This window comes from Rhizobium sp. O111, from assembly GCF_055616315.1.
In genome coordinates, this window is the sequence record NZ_JBSHXL010000001.1 from 1,476,918 (window position 1) to 1,493,996 (window position 17,079).

Below are 17,079 nucleotides of genomic sequence, written 5' to 3' on the forward strand. Positions count from 1 at the left end.
AGAATTACTGGGTGAGTGACTTATTTCGTCAGTGACAGGGCCCCCGGCGCACCCGCAAGCGAGCGGGTGGGCGAGGAGGTGGCGATCAGGATGGCGAGCGTCAGCACGTAGGGGGCCGCGTAGAACAGGTAGTACCCTTGCGTGACGCCGACCGATTGCAGGGCGGGGCCAAGCGCGCCGGCACCGCCGAAAAGCAGGGCGGCCAGGAAGCAGCCGATCGGGTTCCAGCGCGCGAAGATGACAAGCGCCACCGCCATCAGGCCCTGGCCGGATGAGATGCCCTCGTTCCAGGAGCCCGGATAGTAGAGCGAGAGATAGGCCCCGCCGACGGCGGCCAGGGATCCACCAGCGGCTGTCGCCAGCAAGCGAACACGATCCGGATCGATACCCATGGCCCGTGCCGCATCCGTGCTGTCGCCGACGACGCGCAGGATGAGACCAACGCGGGTATTCTTGAACGCCCACCACAGCGCCACCGCCAGCAGCGCGCCGATGACGAAGAGCACATTGATGTTCAAGGCAGCCTGTACCTGCGGCAGGCTCGACCAGCCGCCGAGCGGGATCGAGGGCAGATGCGGCGCCACCGGCTTGATGAAGGGCTTGCCGAGGAAGAAGGCCATCCCCAGGCCGAACTGCATCATGGCGATGCCAATCGCGATGTCGTTGACCTTCGGCCACTTGCAGATCCAGCCGTGCACGAGGCCGAAGACAGCCCCTGCCGCCATTGCCGCCAGCACGCCGAGCCAGGCCGACCCGCTCATGACAGCAACCGCGTAGGCGGTCATCGCTCCGAACACGAGCGTTCCCTCAAGGCCGATATTGATGCGCCCCGATCGCTCGGTGATCGTCTCGCCGAGGCTGACGAAGATGAAAGGCGTGGAGACACGGATGGCGCCGGCGAGGATCGCCAGCGGTACACCCCATATGCCGATACCGGTCTCGTCCATCACGGGTTCCTCTTCCAAAGGTCGGGGTTGAAGATCTTGAAGCGGCCGTAGAAGGTCTCGAACAGCAGGATGACGACGAAGAGCGTCCCCTGCAGCACCAGCACGGTCGCATCCGGCAGGCCCATGCGCCGCTGGATCAACCCGCCCGAGGCATCGATGCCGCCGAGAAGGATGGCCACGGGAATGATCGCCAGCGGATTGTGTCGCGCCAGGAAGGCAACGAGGATGCCGGTATAGCCATATCCGGCCGCGATCGAGGCATTGGCGCTGCCCTGGACGGCGGCGACCTCGATCATGCCGGCAAGCCCGGCGAAGCTGCCGGCGATACCAGTGAAGCCGACGATCAGGCGTCCCACCGGCAATCCCTGGATCTGCGCGGCGCGCACATTGCCGCCGGCGATGCGCGCGGCGAAGCCGTAGCTCGTCACTTCGATCAGGATCCAGGAGAAAATGCAGGCGACGACACCGATCACCAGACCCCAGTGCACATCCATGCCCGGTATCTTGCCCATCATGTATTCCGCCGGCAGCGGCGCGGTGGATGGCTTGTTGAGGCTGGCTGGATCGCGCAGCGGCCCCTCAACGAACTGGTTCATCAGCGCGATCGCGATATAGGCGAGCAGCAGCGAGGAGATCGTCTCGTTCACTCCGCGATAGTGCCGCAGGAAGCCAGCGAAGCCGATCCAAAGACCGCCGACCACCATGGCCGCCGTCGCCATCAGAAGCAGCACCAGGATGGCGGGCAGGGTGCCTATGAAGGGAAGGGCGATTGCCGCGGCAGCCACGCCGCCAAGCACCACGGCTCCCTCGCCGCCGATGATCGTCAGACCCAGCCTTGCCGGGAGCGCCACGCAGAGCGCCGTCAGAAGCAGCGGCGCGGAACGGCTGAGGCTGTTCTGCACCGAAAACCAGCTGCCGAAGCCGCCGGTATACATGAGCTGGAAAAGCACGGCCGGCGATTTGCCGACCGCCATGATGAAGAGCGAGAAAAGCGCCAGACCGACCAGGATCGCGCCGAGGCTGATGACGACGGGTTCCGCCCGTCGCGCCAGCCATGCCAGCAACGGCCCCAGGAAGGACCGCGCCGGCGTATCGGAGATTACAGGCGATAGGGATGGAGTATTCGCCTCGATTGTCATGACGCTTCTCCCTCTGGCTTAAGCCGTGGATCCGACGACGCCCTCGACCAGATAGTCCATGCTCTCGAGCTCGATCGCGTCCTCGGCGAGCGCCTTGTCGGCCGCGACGATGACATTGCCCTTGTTGTCCTTCATCGGTCCCTTGAAGACCGAGAACTTGCCGCTCATGATCTCGGCATGGACGGCCTCGAACTTGGTGCGGGCTTCAGCCGAAACGGCCGGTCCGAGCGGGCTCATCTTGACGAAGCCGTCCTTCAGGCCGCCGCGCACGAAATTGCCGAGCTTCTCTCCGGCCTGCGCCTTCTTGACGAAATCGGTGTAGACGTTGCCCCAGGCCCATTCCGCGCCGGTGAGGTACTTCTCGGGCGCCAGCGGGCTCTGGTTGGCGTGGTAGCCGCAGACGAAGGCGCCGCGACCGGCGGCGGTCTCGACCACCACCTTCGGGCTGTCCACATGGCAGGTGATGACGTCGGCGCCCTGGTCGACCAGCGCGTTGGTGGCTTCCGCTTCCTTGACGGCCAGCGACCATTCGCCGGTGAAGATCACCTGGCAGGTGATCGCAGGATCGACCGAGCGCGCGCCGAGCAGGAAGGAATTGATGTTTTGCAGCACCTGCGGGATCGGCTTGGCGGCGACAAAGCCGATCTTCTTGCTCTTCGAAGCGTAACCGGCCGCGATCCCGTTCAGATACTGGCCCTGGCCGATATAGCCGAAATAGGAGCCGGTATTCATCGGGTTCTTGCCCTCCTGCCAGAGGCCGCCGCAATGGCGGAACTGGATGTCCGGATATTTCGCGGCCATGGCCAGCATGTGGGGGTCGAAATAGCCGAACGAGGTCGGGAAGAGCAGGGTCGCGCCATCGAGATTGATCATCGATTCCATCGTCTTCTGGACATCGACGGTTTCAGGCACATTTTCCTCTTCGACGACCGTGACGCCTTCGAGCGCCTTGACGGCCGCGGCACCCTCGGCGTGCGCCTGGTTATAGCCGTAGTCGTCCTTCGGGCCGACATAGATGAAGCCGACGGTGAGCGCGGTCTGCGCCATGGCGCGACCCGCCATCAGGCCCGGTGTCATCGCCAGCGCACCGGCGGCGGAAGCTTGGAGGAAATGGCGGCGATTCATGGAAAGGAGCTTGGTCATTGCGATTCTCCCTGCGGCAAGGCCGCGTAAAACAAATGGTTGCGGGAAAAAGTGCATGCAATGGCCGTGCCAGTTTCTAAGGTATTGTTATTGCGTGAATTTCAAAAGAGGGGAGGCGGCAGCGCGTAAACTGTATGCAGATTGCAATCCGGATGTGATTAAAAATGCATCCATGTCTGAAATATCATCGTATGTACCTGATAATAACGGAAAAATGCTGCACACTGACATTCAGATAAGTTCATAAGGCGCTGCAAATATATAATTATTTGACTTTCCGTGTTTCGCCGTTCATCTGTATGCAATGTGAAATACAGAGTTTGGAAGTGAAGCAGATCAGGCGCAAACAGATCATACGCACCGGCACCACCGTCGAGCAGATGGTGCGCGCCATTGCGGACATGATCGTCACCGGCGTCATGCATCCCGGCGAGCGGCTGGATGAACTCTCCCTCGCTGTCCGTTTCGACGTCTCCAGAACGCCGGTGCGCGAAGCTTTGCGGGAACTGGGCGCCATGGGCCTTGTCGATCGCGAGCCCAACCGCAGCGCCGTGGTCGCCAATGTCACCGAAGCCTATCTCCATTCCATGTTCGAGGCGATGTCGGAGCTCGAAGCCATCTGCGCGCGGCTCGCCGCGGAGCGCATGACGGTCGATGAGCGCCACGCGCTCGAACTCGAACATCGCGCATCGGCCAGATTGGTGCGCGCCAACGCCCAGGAAGACTACGCCGCCCACAACACGGAGTTCCACACCCGCCTTTATCGCGGCGCCCATAACGACCACATCTATGAAATGGTGACCCAGACCCGGGCACGCCTCGCGCCATTCCGCCGCGCGCAATTCCGGCTCCCGGGGCGCCTTGCCAAGTCCTATGACGAGCACGACGTCATCGTCACGGCGATCATGCGCGGAGACGCCGCAGCGGCCAGCCAGGCCGCCTTTTCGCATGTTGCCATCGTCAGCGATGCCAGTATTGTATTCGCATCCGACAAGGCGGAGTGATCTTCCTGTCGGATATCAGCAATGCACCATAAAGATTTGTGAAATATAGGTTTTCATGAAGAACGCGATCAATCCCCCTTCTGTTCGCAAGCCCTTCGGCAACTACAATCACGGCCTCCTCGTGCCGCCAGGCGCCTCGCTGCTGGTGACCTCAGGCCAGCTCGGCATCGCCGTTGACGACAGCATTCCGGAAGGCGTCACCGCCCAGGCGGAACTCTGCTTCAAGGCAATCGGCGCGATCCTGGAGGAGGCCGGCATGACCTATGCGGACGTGATCCGCATCTCCGGCTTCGTGACGCGTCGCGAGGACTTCCCGGCCTATATGGCTGTGCGCGACCGCTACACGCTCGACCCCAAGCCTGTCTCCACGCTGCTCGTCGTCGGCGGCTTTACGCGAGCGGAGTTTCTGGTCGAGGTCGAGGTGACGGCGGCGAAGGTGGTCACGCTGTAAAGCGTCTAAGGCACTAGAGAAAATTTCATTTTATCAATGTCTTGATAAGATGTTCTTATACGATAATTGATCGATAAAACGGGCAGGGCGGCGATACCCGAGGCGGTCTAAAACCGCCCCATCGCCGTCTCGACCTTACCCATGAACGCCGCCCTCGTTTCTTCCGTGCAGTTGTTCATGTCGTAGTGGGCGAGAAAGGTCACCGGGCGCACGGGGTTGATCTGCGCCCTCAGCACCCGCTTGACGATCTTCTTCGGCGGATTGCCGGCGACGAAGGCGCGGAACGGGGTGGCTCCATAGGTCAGCACCGCGCCGAGCTTGCGGATATGCCTGAGACGGGATTCCACCTTCCCGTCCACCAGTTCAAAGGAAACACCCGGCAGCCAGACGCGGTCGAAATAGCCCTTCAGGATCGCCGGGAAGCCGAAGTTCCAGATTGGCGTGACAATGACCAACCCCTCAGCGCGCTTCAGCCGCTGGACATGGTCTTTCACTAGCTCGGTATTCTCAGGATAGTCGTGGTAGACCAGCCGGTCGTGCCGCGACAGAACGGGATCGAACTCCTCGGCGTAGAGGTCGCAACCATCGACCTCGTGGCCCGCCGCTTGCAGGCTCTCCAGCGTCTTTTGATAGAGCGCCTTGCCGTAGCTTGATTCCACCGGATGCGAGTGAAGGACGAGTACCCTCATGCGCTCTCCATCACCGAGGCCAGGCCCGGGAACAGATAGTTCTGGCCGGCGGAGAAATCGAAATCGGGGTTCTCCCAGGCGATCATCTTGCCGGGGTTGAGCAGGCCCTTTGGATCGGTCTCATGCTTGAAGGCGAGTTGCACCTTGTCCGTCTGCTTCATGCCGCCTTCCTCAAGCGTATAGCGGTGCGGATTGAAGATCGGGCAGCCATGGTCCTGGTGGATCTTGATGATCTCCTCCAGCCGCTCCTCCGTCGTGTAGCGCACCAGCGGCAGGCCCGAGCATTGGATCTGCCCATCGAACTTGATGAACTCGAGATGGCCGGGCACCTCGTCGCCGAAGATCTCGACCATCTTGGCGACCTTCGCCACATGATCGGGGCCGGGATACTGGACCTGAAGATAGGTGTATTCGGGATCGACCTTGAGCGCCCGCAGCGTCGTGTGGTTCCAGGCGAGCTCATAGGCATGCGGAATGCCCTTCATGCTCTCGACCTTGTCGGAGCGGAAGATGATCTCGCCCTTCTGCGAGGCCGTAAACGCGGCGAAGGCGTCGATCGAATGCGGCGCCACCATGACCACCACGACCGACTGCCCCTCGCGGATATAGGGCTTGTGGCGGGTGAAGTAGCTGTAGGGGATGGGCGCCGCGATCGGGGCGATCTCCTTGGTCAGGATGCCGTTGCACTTCGCCGCGCATCGGCGTAGCGCACGCCATCCATGAAGTGGTCATAGCCGACGAGCACGTCGACCCAGTCGTAGGCGGGCGCCAGCGGCATCTCGATCTCGGTGATGATGCCGTTGGTGCCATAGGCGTGGCTGACCTTCTGCAGGTCCCAGCCCGTCAGCTCCAGCACGCGTGGCTCGGCCTCCATCGTCACCACCCGCAGCCGGATGATATTGCCGATATCGCGCAAGCCACCCCAGGTGATCGATCCGACGCCACCGGAGCCGCCGGCAATGAAGCCGCCGATCGTCGCCGTCTGCGCCGTCGATGGATGGAAGCGCAGTTCCTGGCCGGAATGCGCCTTGGTCTGCTTGTCGAGCTGGGCGATGATGATCCCCGGCTCGCAGATGACGCGGCCCGGATGGATTTCCTTGATCTGGTCCATCGCCGCCAGATTGAGAACGATACCGCCGGAGAGCGGCATGGCCTGGCCGTAATTGCCGGTGCCGGCACCGCGCGGGGTGACCGGAACGCCGTGCGCAAACGCCACCTTCAGCGTCTGGATGACCTCGGCTTCGTTCTTCGGCGTGACCACCAGATCGGCGGTGACGCCGTCGAGCTGTGCCTTCAGCACGGGCGAGTACCAATAGAAGTCCCGGCTCTTCTGGCGCACCAGCGCCGGATTGTCCTCGATGGCGATGCCTTCGAGTTCCTGTTTGATCTTCTGGTAATCCGGCATGTCAGGCTCCAACGACGCTATCGAGTTCACGGTAATCCGGCAGGCTGCGGTCGATGACCTTGCCACGGCGTAGCACCACGCGGTCGGCCTGCGGACGGGATAGAAATTCGCTCCAGCGCCGGGCGCTGAAGAGCACGAGATCGGCGGGCAGGCCGACAGCGATGCGACCCATATCAGGGCGTCCGGCGATATCGGCGGCCGAGGTGGTCACGACACGCGCGGCGCTGTCGAGCGGATGGTCGAGCTGCAGGATGCGCACCGCCTCGCGGAACACTTCGACCGGATCGAGATCGCCATAGGCATAGAAGGGATCGCGCGTATTGTCGGAGGCGACGGCTGTCAGCACGCCTGCGGCATCCAACTCCTTGAAAAGCGTCACCCCACGCCAGCGCGGCGTTTTGTTGGGATAACGGTCCTGAAGGTACATGTTGCACATCGGCAGGGAAATGATTGAAATTCCTGCTTTTTGCACCAGTTCGATGGTGTGCTTGGCCAGCGCGTCCTCCTGTCTCGCAAGCGAGCAGCAATGGCCTGCGGTCACCTTGCCGGTGAAGCCGTTGCGCAGCACCGCCTCGGCGATCGCCTTCAGCGTCTCGGCGCCGGGATCGTCGGTCTCGTCGACATGCAGATCGACGTCGAGCCCATTGTCGGCGGCAGCCTTCAGCAGCGTGTCGAGCTGCCAGGTGAGGTTCGCGCTCATCTTCGTCACGCCGCCGAGCAGGCAGCCGGTGTCGCGAACGATTTGGACGAGTTCGGCGAAATAGGCCTCGTTGACCATGTCGTCCATCGGAAACAGGGCGGCCGCCTGCAGCGCGATCTTGTCCTTCCAGGCGTCGCGCACCTCGGCAAACACCTCGAACGAGATGCGATGCTGCGGAGAAGGCGAATCCAGATGCGTGCGGATCAGGCTGGTGCCGTGCGCGTAAGCCGAGCGCAGCGAGAACTCCATGCGCTTGCGCACATCGGCGGCGTTCCAGTAGGTGGCGCGGTCGATGCCGACGGAGGTCAGCGCGCCCATGAAGGTGCCATCGGGATTGCTGTTGCGCGCCCAGATATGGCCCTTGTCGAGATGCGTATGCACATCGGCGAAACACGGCCAGATCATGCCGTCGCGCATGTCGGATTTCGCTAACTCCTGCGGCGCTGAACCGGGCGGCAGGATCGCCGCGATCAACCCGTCCTCGATCACGAGATCGGCCTTCACCAGCCCCTCGGCAGCGGCACCCTCATAACCCGAGACGGCGATATCCGGCAACGTCGCGTGGCTGAGCACGAAGCGCGCGGAATTGGGCGGCGACATGAAGGAAGAGGTCATCAGTTTTCCCGCTTCAGGCTGCTCTCATGCCAGCGGTGCAGGCTGAGCCAGGAGATGAATGAGGTGATCGCGAAGATCGCCACGCCGAGCAACGACAGCATCAGCAGGGCGGCGAAGAGGCGAGGGATGTTCATGCGGTATTGTGCCTCGAGCAGGCGGAAGGCCAGACCCGATCCGGCGCCGGCCGAGCCCGCAGCGAACTCCGCGACTACGGCGGCGATCAGCGCCAGCCCGCCGCCGATGCGCAGCCCCGTCATGAAATAGGGCTGGGCGGCCGGCAGCTTCAGATAGAGCAGCGTCTGCCAGCGCGAGGCGCCATAGAGCTCGAAGAGGTTGATCAGATTGTGATCGACGCTCTTCAGCCCCTGCACCATGTTCGACAGGATCGGGAAGAAGGCCACGAGAAAGGCGCAGATCAAGAGCGCCACCTGCGTCGACGGCGCATAGATCAGGATCAGCGGCGAGATCGCCACGACGGGCGTCACCTGCAGGATGACCGCCAGCGGATAGAACGCGATCTCGATCCAGCGCGACTGCACGAGAAAGACGGCAAAGCCGACGCCGCCGATCAGCGCCAGGATCAGCGACATAAAGGTGATCTTGGTGGTAACCCAGAGGGCAGGGGCAAGCGTACCCCAATCGCTGACGAAGGCGCTGGCCACGGCGGCCGGGCCCGGCAGGATATAGGGCGGCACGCCCGACAGCTTGACATAGAGCCACCAGATCACGACCAGCGCCGCAACGGTCAGCACCGGAACGAGAATCCGCAGTGCCAGATCGCGGCGGCGCGCATTGATCGGCTTGGCAACCTCGATGGCGGGTGTCTCGGCGATATCTGCCATCAGTGGTCTTCCTTCGCGGCGTTGATCGCGCCGATCAGCGAGTGCGAGACCGTCTCGCAAGCCTGGCGGTATTCCTCGGAGGTGCGGTAATGTGCGTCGCGCTCAAGACTGGTGACGAGCGGCAGATCGGCATGCACCCGCCCCGGTCGCGCCTTCATGACGACGATGCGGTTGGAGAGGTAGGCGGATTCGAACACCGAATGCGTGACGAAGATCACCGTGATGCCGGTCTCCTTCCAGAGCCGCAGCACATCGTCATTGAGCTTCTGCCGGGTGATTTCATCAAGCGCCGCGAATGGCTCATCCATCAGGAGCAGCTTCGGCTTCGTCACCAGTGCGCGTGCGATCGACACGCGCATCTTCATGCCGCCCGAGAGTTCGCGCGGATAGGCCTCGGCGAAATCCTGCAGCCCAACGGTCGCAAGCACCGCCATAATCTCGGCCCGCGCTGCGGCTTTCGAAACGCCGCGCAGCTTCAACGGCAGGTGCACATTGTCGAACACGTTCTTCCAGGGCATCAGCGTCGGCTCCTGGAACACGAAGCTGATATCGCCCTCCGGCAGGCCGCGCGAATTGATGCGCGAGCTCGGCCAGTCGATCGTCCCCGATGACACGTCGCCGAGCCCGGCCATGATCCGCAGCGCCGTCGACTTCCCGCAACCCGATGGACCGAGCAGGCTGATGAATTCGCCGCTCTCGACCGTCAGCGTCATGCCCGAGAGCGCGACCGTGCCGCTGGAAAAGACCTTGGAGACCTGCTTCATCGCAACGAGCGGCCGCCTGCGCGCTTCGGCTGGTGTCGCTGACGGGGTGGGCTGCGATGAAGTCATGAGGTCCGTTCGTTTCCTGGGTATGCAATGGGCCTCCTCTCCACGCAGGAGAGGAGGAAGCCCGACTTACTTCTTCAGCGCCATGCCCACGCCTTTGCAGACGTATTTGGTGGTGAATGCCTTGGTGTAATCCGTGTCTGCCTTCAGCACCTTGATGCCGACCATCTCGTCGAAGAACTTCTTGTAGTGCGCGTCGGTCATGCAGCCGATGCCCTTGTCCAGCGCCTCGCCGGACTCGACGATCCCGTATTCCTTCATTTTGGCGATGGAATAGGCGATCTGACCATCGGTCATCTCGGGATTGTCTTTCTTGATCAGCTCGTTGGCCTTGGCATTGTCGCCATAGAGATAATTGTACCAGCCCTCGATCGAGGCGTCGACGAAGCGCTGCACGACGTCGGACTTGCCGTCGATCATCGCCTGCGTCGTGGTGATCGCCGTGGAGTAGGGGCTGTAGCCGTTGTCGGCGAGCAGGAAGACCTTCGGCTCCCAGCCCGTCTGCTTCTGGATCTCATAGGGCTCGGATGTCAGGTAGCCCTGCTGCGCCGAGGACTTGTCGGCGATGAAGGGACCGGGATTGAAGTTGTAAGGCTTGTACTGCTCGTCCTTGAAGCCGGAATAGTTGGCCTTCATCCACTCGAAGAAGGTGAGATAGCCATCCTTGCCGAGAAACAGCGTGTTGAGTTTCGCCAGATCTTCGAACTTCTCGACGCCGGCGTCGGGGTGTGCGATCAGCACCTGCGGATCCTTCTGGAAGATCGCCGCGACATCGACCAGCGGAATACCCTGCTCGACGGCCGTCAGTTCACCCTGTGAACTGCCCATGTAAAAGTCGATCTTGCCGGAGATCAGCAGTGCGGAGTTGGCCGCATTCGGCCCACCCTGGACGATCGTCACATCGAGACCATGCTTGGCGTAGGTGCCGTCCGCGACCGCCTGGTAGAAGCCGCCATGTTCTGCCTGCGCCAGCCAGTTGGTGCCGTAGCTCACCTTGTCGAGCGCGTAGGAGGGAGCGGCCGCGCAAAGCGCCGTTCCGAGACCGAGCAGCGTCGTAAAAGCCATCGTCTTCAATGCATTGGACATGTCAGCCATTCCCCTTTGAGGCCAAGGAGCGTCTTCGACAGCGCTCCATTTCTTTCATTTGAGCGATTGCTTTGCTGTTTGAAAAGCATCAAAATTCGTGCGCAACGATGCCTTTTTGGCATCTCACAACGCGCCTGTTTCTAATTTGTGCGCGACGCTTAAAATAGATGCACCGAGGGTCGAATGCTGCACTCCAGAAAGCTTCAATACATCGACGAGATCGCCCGCTCCGGCTCGATCCGCAAGGCCGCCGCCCGCCTAAACGTCGCATCCTCGGCCATCAACCGGCAGATCCTGGCGCTCGAGGAGGAAATCGGAGCGCCGCTTTTCGAGCGCCTGCCGCGCGGGCTGAGACTGACGGCCGCAGGCGAGCTGTGCATCGAGCATATCCGCGAGGTGCTGAAGAATTACGATCGCCTGGAAGGTCGCATCAGAAGCCTGAAGATGCAACAGGCCGGCAAGGTGCGGCTGGTGACGACGGTGGGTCTCGCATCCGGGCCGCTCGCCGAAATCATCACAAGGTTTCAGACCGAACATCCGCGCGTCTATTTTCAGATCAGAAACGACGCCGGCACGACGACGGTCAATCCGGTGCTTTCAGGCGAGGTCGACATCGGCCTCGGCTTCAACATTCCGGCCACACCAGGCATTCGCTCGCTCGGAAGCTTCGACATCCCGATCGGCATCGTCCTGCCGCCCGGCCACCGGCTGATCAGCGATGGACCGATCAATCTCGGCGATGTCGTCCAGGAGCGGCTGCTGCTGGCGCAGCAAGGTACCAGTCTGCGCGACGTCATCAATCTGGCGCTGGCGCGGCTTGATGTGTCCGTCGAACCGGTGCTGGAAAGCAACGCCTCGGAAATGCTGAAGAAACTGGTGAAATGCGGGGCAGGGCTGACCATGCTGAACCCGCTCGACGTGGTGACCGAATGCCGTGCCGGCGAACTGGTGTTCCGGCCGATCGCCGAACCGCATGCCCGCCATCAGCCGATGAAGCTCTTCGCCCGCGCCCGCGCGCCGCTGGACGCCGCAACCAGCCTGTTCGTCGAATATCTCCTGGCCGAGCTTGCCGGGCTGGTTCAAGAGCTGCAGGACAAGGGCCATATCGCGCCCGACAGATCAGCGGGCGCGTGACGACATATCCGCCTGGTCCGCGGCCTATTTGCTGTAGAGATTGGAGAGCGGATAGCGCTTGAGGTCCCCGAGCATCTCGACGAAACCCTTGACCTGATGCCGGCAGATCGCCTCGCCCTTTTCGGCGGTGCCCCGCGAGGCGTCGCCCACCACGCCGTTCGGATTGAGATCATGGGCGATCCAGGCAAGAGAATGCGGCGGCAGCGGCTGGATGAATTTCGACTGTTCGCGCATCCATTCGGCCTTCGAGGTGAAATTCTCGGCCTTGTCCATCCGCACCAGATCCGGCCGGAAGTGCAGCATCAGCGACGTCTCGACCTCACCGCCGTGAATGCCGTAGCGCGTCTCATGCTCGCTGATCATCCCGTCGGGATGGCCGAAACGGCCCCACTGCGTGGAGACCACGGCCATCTGGTAGCGCACTCTAAGCTCGCGCGCGACGATGCTCATGATATCGACATTGCCGCCATGCGAATTGACGATCACCATCTTGCGCATGCCGGCTTCCGCCACCTTCGCGCCGATCGCGGTCCAGACGGGAATGAGGAGTTCGGCGCTGAGCGACAGCGTGCCCGGCCCATAAACGTGCTCGTTGGCTTTGCCGATCTCCTGGGTCGGCAACACCAATATGTCGAGATCCTCAGGCCGCTGGCGGCGCAGTTCCTGCAGCATGCCGTTGGCGATGGCGACATCGGTCGCAACAGGCAGATGCGGCCCATGCTGCTCGGTGGACGCAATCGGCAGGATCGCGATCGTGGTGTCGGCGGACAGCCCGGCGAAATCGTAGGTGTTGAGCTCGTTCCAGTAAAATGGGGTTGCCATCGCCGTGTCCTCTTCGATCTGATGGGACATTGACTAGGCCTTAAGCCGGCATGCGAAAAGCATCAATTTGCGTTCGTGCCGATGCCTTTTTGCGAGAGATATGCGCGACCGGGACGGAGGAGGGCGCGCCACAGCGCAGATGCCGGGCAGGGCGCCCCGCCCCGCTTCTACCGCTCGGGACGCGGCATGCGCAGCACATACCAGCCGAAATGCTGCTGGATGGTCGGCGTCACCAGAAACACGATCAGCGACACCATGACGGGCGTGATGACCAGCGTGCGGTGCCACGTCTCCCAGTTGCTGGTGAGCGGCATCAGAATATAGAGAAGCGCCGTAATCAGCGGATAGACTGCGATGATCAGCAGGAAGGACAGGCGAAACCGGCACGGCTTCGGCAGCCGGTGCGGCGGCGTCCTGCCCGCATCGCCCGAAGATGTGGCGGTATCATTGTTGTCGGCGCTCATGGTTTTCCCCTTTTATAAGAACGCATCGTTTCGATTAAACCATAACGAAACGATACGTTTCATTCAAGTCTGCGCTGTGCTACGAAAGCCAGGGATAACGGAGGAGTTTCATGACATCGACACTGACGTCCGAGCGACGCACGTCGATTGGCGCGCAGCGCAATCCGGCGAGCCAAGAAGCGATCCTGAAGGCCGCCGCCGATATTCTGCGCGAGACAGGATTGAGCGGCTTCTCCATCGAGGCCGTCGCCAGGCGCGCGCACGCCGGAAAACCGACGATCTATCGCTGGTGGTCATCGCGCGCAGCACTTCTGCTTGACGTCTATCATGATCAGAAGCACGTCGAGCCGGTTCCGGATACAGGATCGATCGAAAGCGACCTGTTCGCCTTCGTCACCGCGCTCTTCGACTACTGGCGCGACAGCGAGGCAGGCTCGATCTTCCGCTTCGTCATCGCCGAAGCCCAAAGCGACGCCACGACATCCGCTGCGCTCAGAACCTATATGGCCGAACGCATCGACCAGACCGCCGAACTCGTGCGCCGCGCGAAGCGTCGAGGCGAGATCAACGCCGACGTCGATCCGGAACTCACCATCGAACTCCTGGCCGGCTTCGCCTGGAGCCGCTTGCTGACCCGCCGGCTGAACGTCGATCCTCAACAGCTCCACAACATCATTGGCCAGATGATCAGGGGATTGGGCAGCGGCGGTGATCGAGGTGGGAAGCGATGAGATAAGCAGCGGGCGGATTGCGGAGCATTTCGAGCCAGTTTCACGCATCCGCATACATCTGATTGTTCCATAATCTATCTTATGCGATAAAAGTGTGTAGCCGGGGCAGATTCCATTTTCAAATGCAACGAGGACAATAATGGCCATGGTTTCAGGAGGATGGAATGGCCCGCTCTTTTGTGCAGTTGAGTTTGGATGAACGCCGCATCATCGCGCGGATGCATGAGAAGAAGATCAGTCAAGCGGAGATCGCGCGCGCCCTTCGCCGCGATCGCTCAACGATCTGCCGGGAACTGCGACGCAATTTCTGGCGTGATCGTGACGTTCCGATTGCCGAAGGATACTGGCACGTCACTGCACATGGGATGGCGGTCGACCGGCGCCGCAAATACCGTAAGCTGCTGCGCGATCCTGGTCTGTGTGCCGCCGTGATAGATCGCTTGAAGGATGGCTGGTCTCCGGAACAGATTTCCGGGCGGCTGCGGCTTGCCGGTGGTGCCGCCACCCGGCTGAGCCATGAGACAATTTATCAGTACGTCTATTCGCAGGAAGGCCAGGATCAGCAATTGGCGCGTCACTTGCCTGAACGACGCCGCAGACGGCGGCCGAGATATGCACGCAAACCAAGAAACCTCGTATTTCCAATGGAATGCGCCATTCGCAACAGACCTGACATCATCAATTCCCGAAGTGAATTCGGTCACTGGGAAGCGGATCTGATGATCTTCAGAAAGGAGCATGGCGCCGCAAACATCGCCACCGTCGTGGAGCGCAAGAGCCGTTACACTCTGCTGTTTCGCAACAATGACCGGCGCTCGAAGCCGATCATGAACCAGTTGATCCGGCATCTCGCACCCCTGCCCGTCCAAGCCAGGCAAAGCCTGACATTCGATCGAGGACTGGAGTTCGTGTCATGGCGCGAGCTCGAGCACGGCATGGGAACGACCGCCTGGTTCTGCGACCCCCAGGCTCCCTGGCAGAAGGGCACGGTCGAGAACACAAACAAGCGTGTTCGACGATACCTGCCGCCAGAAACGGTCGTGCTGGATGTCAGCAATCAGGAGATCCGTTCCCTGTGTAACAGGCTGAATGACACGCCGCGCAAGTGCCTAGGATTTCAAACGCCAAGGGAGATGTTCAGTAGACATCTATTGGCTCTGGAAAGGCAATGCGTGTAGGTTTCGAAGTAGCGTTGCATTCAAGTTGGAACCAGCACCGCAAAGTTAGAATGTCCTGTTTCTGCAAAGTTGGAATGTCACACTCCCCGGGTCTGAAGGATGCGTGGGAGATTGCGGATGGGACTGATTGCGATGAGCGAGCGTGATCTGCAGCGGATCGAGGTTTTATCGAAGGTGGTTGCCGAGCGGATGACCACGGTGTCAGCGGCGCACGTGCTTGATCTGAGCGAGCGCCAGGTGCGTCGACTGCTGGAGCGGATACGGACTGGTGGCGCGGCGTCGATCCGGCACAAGGCGATCGGCCGGCCATCGAACAACCGGATCAGCGATGGCGTTCGCGACTATGCGATGACGCTGGTTCGCGAACGTTATGCGGATTTCGGTCCGACCCTGGCGACGGAGAAGTTGGCTGAGCGCGATGGACTTCGGGTGTCACGCGAGACGCTGCGGCGATGGATGGTCGATGCTGGACTGTGGCTGTCACGCAAGCAGCGCCGGACGTTTCATCAGCCGCGGCTTCGACGCGAAGCCGATGGCGAGCTGGTGCAGATCGATGGGTCGGAGCATCGCTGGTTTGAGGATCGCGGGCCGCCTTGTTCACTGCTGGTGTTTGTCGACGATGCGACCGGCAGGCTGATGCAGTTGCGCTTTGTGCGTTCCGAAAGTGCCTTCACCTACTTCGAGGCGCTGGAGCTCTATCTCCACCGTCACGGCGCGCCGATTGCCTTTTATTCGGACAAACATTCGGTGTTCCGGGTGGCGAAGAAGGATGCCAAAGGTGGCCAGGGCATGACCCAGTTCGGGCGTGCACTTTGCGAGTTAAACATCAAGATTTTATGCGCAAATTCGAGCCAGGCCAAGGGTCGTGTCGAGCGCATGAACCGGACGCTGCAGGACCGCTTGGTCAAGGAGCTCAGGCTTTGCGGCATCGACAGCATGGAGGCCGGCAACACGTTTTTGCCTGGTTTCATGGAGGACTACAATGCGCGTTTTGCGGTTACCCCTGCCCGGTCTGATGATTTGCATCGGCCGATAAATCTGGCGCCGGATCGGTTGACGGAGATCCTGTGCAAACGCGAGCAGCGCTATGTTGGATCGCAGCTGACGTTTTCGTTTGAGCGCCAGCGGATCATGCTGGAGGAGACCGATGTGACGCGTGGGCTGGTGGGGCGCTATGTCGAGACCTATTCTCATGCGGACGGTCGCCTGGATGTGAGGTGGAAAGGGTACTCCCTGCCCTACACGGTGTTCGACAAGGACCAGCGGGTAACGCATGCGGCAATTACCGAGAACAAGCGGCTCGGTGATATTCTGGCTTACGTCAAGGAGCGTCAGGACCAGCATGTGCCGCCGGTCGTCAAGACCAATAGCGAGAAGATCGGTTACCAGCCACGGGGTCGAAAGCCGGGACGGAGCACGGATTTCATGAATGATCCCGCGGTGATTGCGCGGCGCAAAAAGGCGCTGTTGAAGCAGGCAGCCGCGGAGTGAGCTGAAGGTCGAATAACCTCAAAGCTAAAGCCGAAGAGGTGTGTTTGCCACCCGCCCCGATCTGATCTTGCAAGCGGGATTAGCCGCTCCGATCGGGGCTGGTCGGTGTGCCGTGTAGCGACCAGTCGGACATTTCTACTTTGCATATCGGCGGACATTTCAACATGGCTGCCACAAAGTGTCTAAGGGGGTGGGTTCAAGGATGAAGTGCGACATGCCAATGATTTCAGAGCCCTCCCTTCGAAAAATCGCATATCGGTTGTAATCACAAGTTGACCCTCGCCGCTGGTCATGAGCTCACAACAACCTTACAGATCCAGATGTGCTGTTTCCGTCTGCGTAGACGTTTTCGCCAAGGTGCGCCGGCCGCTGAAGTCGTCAACTACCTGGTGAAGGTCGAAACCGTATTCA

General features: G+C 61.2%; 16 protein-coding genes and 1 pseudogene. 6 read left to right on the top strand and 11 right to left on the bottom strand.

What is annotated here, in order from left to right:
• Positions 1 to 20: 20 nt before the first annotated feature.
• Genes ACVTFQ_RS07550 through ACVTFQ_RS07560 form a run of 3 tightly spaced genes read right to left on the bottom strand, consistent with a single transcriptional unit; the run spans position 21 to position 3,229 of the window.
• On the bottom strand, positions 21 to 947 hold the full coding sequence (locus tag ACVTFQ_RS07550; RefSeq protein WP_111561508.1) for an ABC transporter permease: 927 nt from the start codon (positions 945 to 947) through the stop codon (positions 21 to 23).
• Entirely contained in the window at positions 947 to 2,086 is a 1,140-nt protein-coding gene (locus tag ACVTFQ_RS07555) for an ABC transporter permease (protein WP_111561509.1), read from the bottom strand. Before ACVTFQ_RS07555 ends, ACVTFQ_RS07550 begins: the two co-directional genes overlap by 1 nt.
• Positions 2,087 to 2,104: 18 nt before the next feature.
• On the bottom strand, positions 2,105 to 3,229 hold the full coding sequence (locus tag ACVTFQ_RS07560; protein ID WP_111561510.1) for a BMP family ABC transporter substrate-binding protein: 1,125 nt from the start codon (positions 3,227 to 3,229) through the stop codon (positions 2,105 to 2,107).
• A gap of 299 nt (positions 3,230 to 3,528) precedes the next feature.
• Between ACVTFQ_RS07560 and ACVTFQ_RS07565 the strand changes: the two genes are divergently transcribed.
• On the top strand, positions 3,529 to 4,233 hold the full coding sequence (locus ACVTFQ_RS07565; RefSeq protein WP_181459201.1) for a GntR family transcriptional regulator: 705 nt from the start codon (positions 3,529 to 3,531) through the stop codon (positions 4,231 to 4,233).
• 55 nt (positions 4,234 to 4,288) lie between these two features.
• Positions 4,289 to 4,684: a RidA family protein gene (locus ACVTFQ_RS07570; protein ID WP_111561511.1), complete on the top strand. Its 396-nt coding sequence runs from the start codon at positions 4,289 to 4,291 to the stop codon at positions 4,682 to 4,684.
• Between the two features lie 107 nt (positions 4,685 to 4,791).
• Here the strand turns inward: ACVTFQ_RS07570 and ACVTFQ_RS07575 are convergent, their stop codons facing one another.
• The 6 genes and pseudogenes from ACVTFQ_RS07575 to ACVTFQ_RS07600 form a co-directional block, all read right to left on the bottom strand.
• Positions 4,792 to 5,373, bottom strand: a complete 582-nt coding sequence (locus tag ACVTFQ_RS07575) for an NAD(P)H-dependent oxidoreductase (RefSeq protein WP_111561512.1) — start codon at positions 5,371 to 5,373, stop codon at positions 4,792 to 4,794.
• Positions 5,370 to 6,778 (bottom strand): annotated as a pseudogene (locus tag ACVTFQ_RS07580) (FAD-binding oxidoreductase). The gene ACVTFQ_RS07575 and the pseudogene ACVTFQ_RS07580 overlap by 4 nt, the downstream one beginning before the upstream one ends.
• Before the next feature lies 1 nt (position 6,779).
• Positions 6,780 to 8,093, bottom strand: a complete 1,314-nt coding sequence (locus ACVTFQ_RS07585; protein ID WP_111561514.1) for a cytosine deaminase — start codon at positions 8,091 to 8,093, stop codon at positions 6,780 to 6,782.
• Positions 8,093 to 8,935, bottom strand: coding sequence for an ABC transporter permease (locus tag ACVTFQ_RS07590; RefSeq protein ID WP_111561515.1), 843 nt, complete (start codon positions 8,933 to 8,935; stop codon positions 8,093 to 8,095). Before ACVTFQ_RS07590 ends, ACVTFQ_RS07585 begins: the two co-directional genes overlap by 1 nt.
• A complete protein-coding gene (locus ACVTFQ_RS07595) occupies positions 8,935 to 9,765 on the bottom strand; it encodes an ABC transporter ATP-binding protein (RefSeq protein ID WP_018899841.1) in 831 nt (276 codons plus the stop codon). Before ACVTFQ_RS07595 ends, ACVTFQ_RS07590 begins: the two co-directional genes overlap by 1 nt.
• Before the next feature lie 66 nt (positions 9,766 to 9,831).
• Complete coding sequence (locus ACVTFQ_RS07600; protein ID WP_047510616.1) at positions 9,832 to 10,848, bottom strand: ABC transporter substrate-binding protein; 1,017 nt, start codon at positions 10,846 to 10,848, stop codon at positions 9,832 to 9,834.
• A gap of 183 nt (positions 10,849 to 11,031) precedes the next feature.
• Between ACVTFQ_RS07600 and ACVTFQ_RS07605 the strand changes: the two genes are divergently transcribed.
• A complete protein-coding gene (locus ACVTFQ_RS07605; protein ID WP_111561516.1) occupies positions 11,032 to 11,982 on the top strand; it encodes a LysR family transcriptional regulator in 951 nt (316 codons plus the stop codon).
• A gap of 24 nt (positions 11,983 to 12,006) precedes the next feature.
• On the opposite strand, the gene ACVTFQ_RS07610 is transcribed toward ACVTFQ_RS07605, so the two are convergent.
• Positions 12,007 to 12,804 (bottom strand): creatininase family protein, encoded by a 798-nt coding sequence (locus ACVTFQ_RS07610; protein ID WP_111561561.1) that lies wholly within the window; start codon positions 12,802 to 12,804, stop codon positions 12,007 to 12,009.
• 167 nt (positions 12,805 to 12,971) lie between these two features.
• Positions 12,972 to 13,268, bottom strand: coding sequence for a putative antibiotic biosynthesis monooxygenase (locus ACVTFQ_RS07615; protein WP_111561517.1), 297 nt, complete (start codon positions 13,266 to 13,268; stop codon positions 12,972 to 12,974).
• Positions 13,269 to 13,378: 110 nt separating this feature from the next.
• On the opposite strand from ACVTFQ_RS07615, the gene ACVTFQ_RS07620 reads away from it, so the two are divergent.
• The 3 genes from ACVTFQ_RS07620 (at position 13,379) to ACVTFQ_RS07630 (ending at position 16,668) form a co-directional block, all read left to right on the top strand.
• Positions 13,379 to 13,999, top strand: coding sequence for a TetR/AcrR family transcriptional regulator (locus tag ACVTFQ_RS07620; RefSeq protein WP_047510531.1), 621 nt, complete (start codon positions 13,379 to 13,381; stop codon positions 13,997 to 13,999).
• Between the two features lie 164 nt (positions 14,000 to 14,163).
• Complete coding sequence (locus ACVTFQ_RS07625) at positions 14,164 to 15,177, top strand: IS30 family transposase (protein ID WP_112983333.1); 1,014 nt, start codon at positions 14,164 to 14,166, stop codon at positions 15,175 to 15,177.
• A gap of 117 nt (positions 15,178 to 15,294) precedes the next feature.
• Positions 15,295 to 16,668: an ISNCY family transposase gene (locus ACVTFQ_RS07630; protein ID WP_112989474.1), complete on the top strand. Its 1,374-nt coding sequence runs from the start codon at positions 15,295 to 15,297 to the stop codon at positions 16,666 to 16,668.
• Positions 16,669 to 17,079 lie beyond the last annotated feature (411 nt).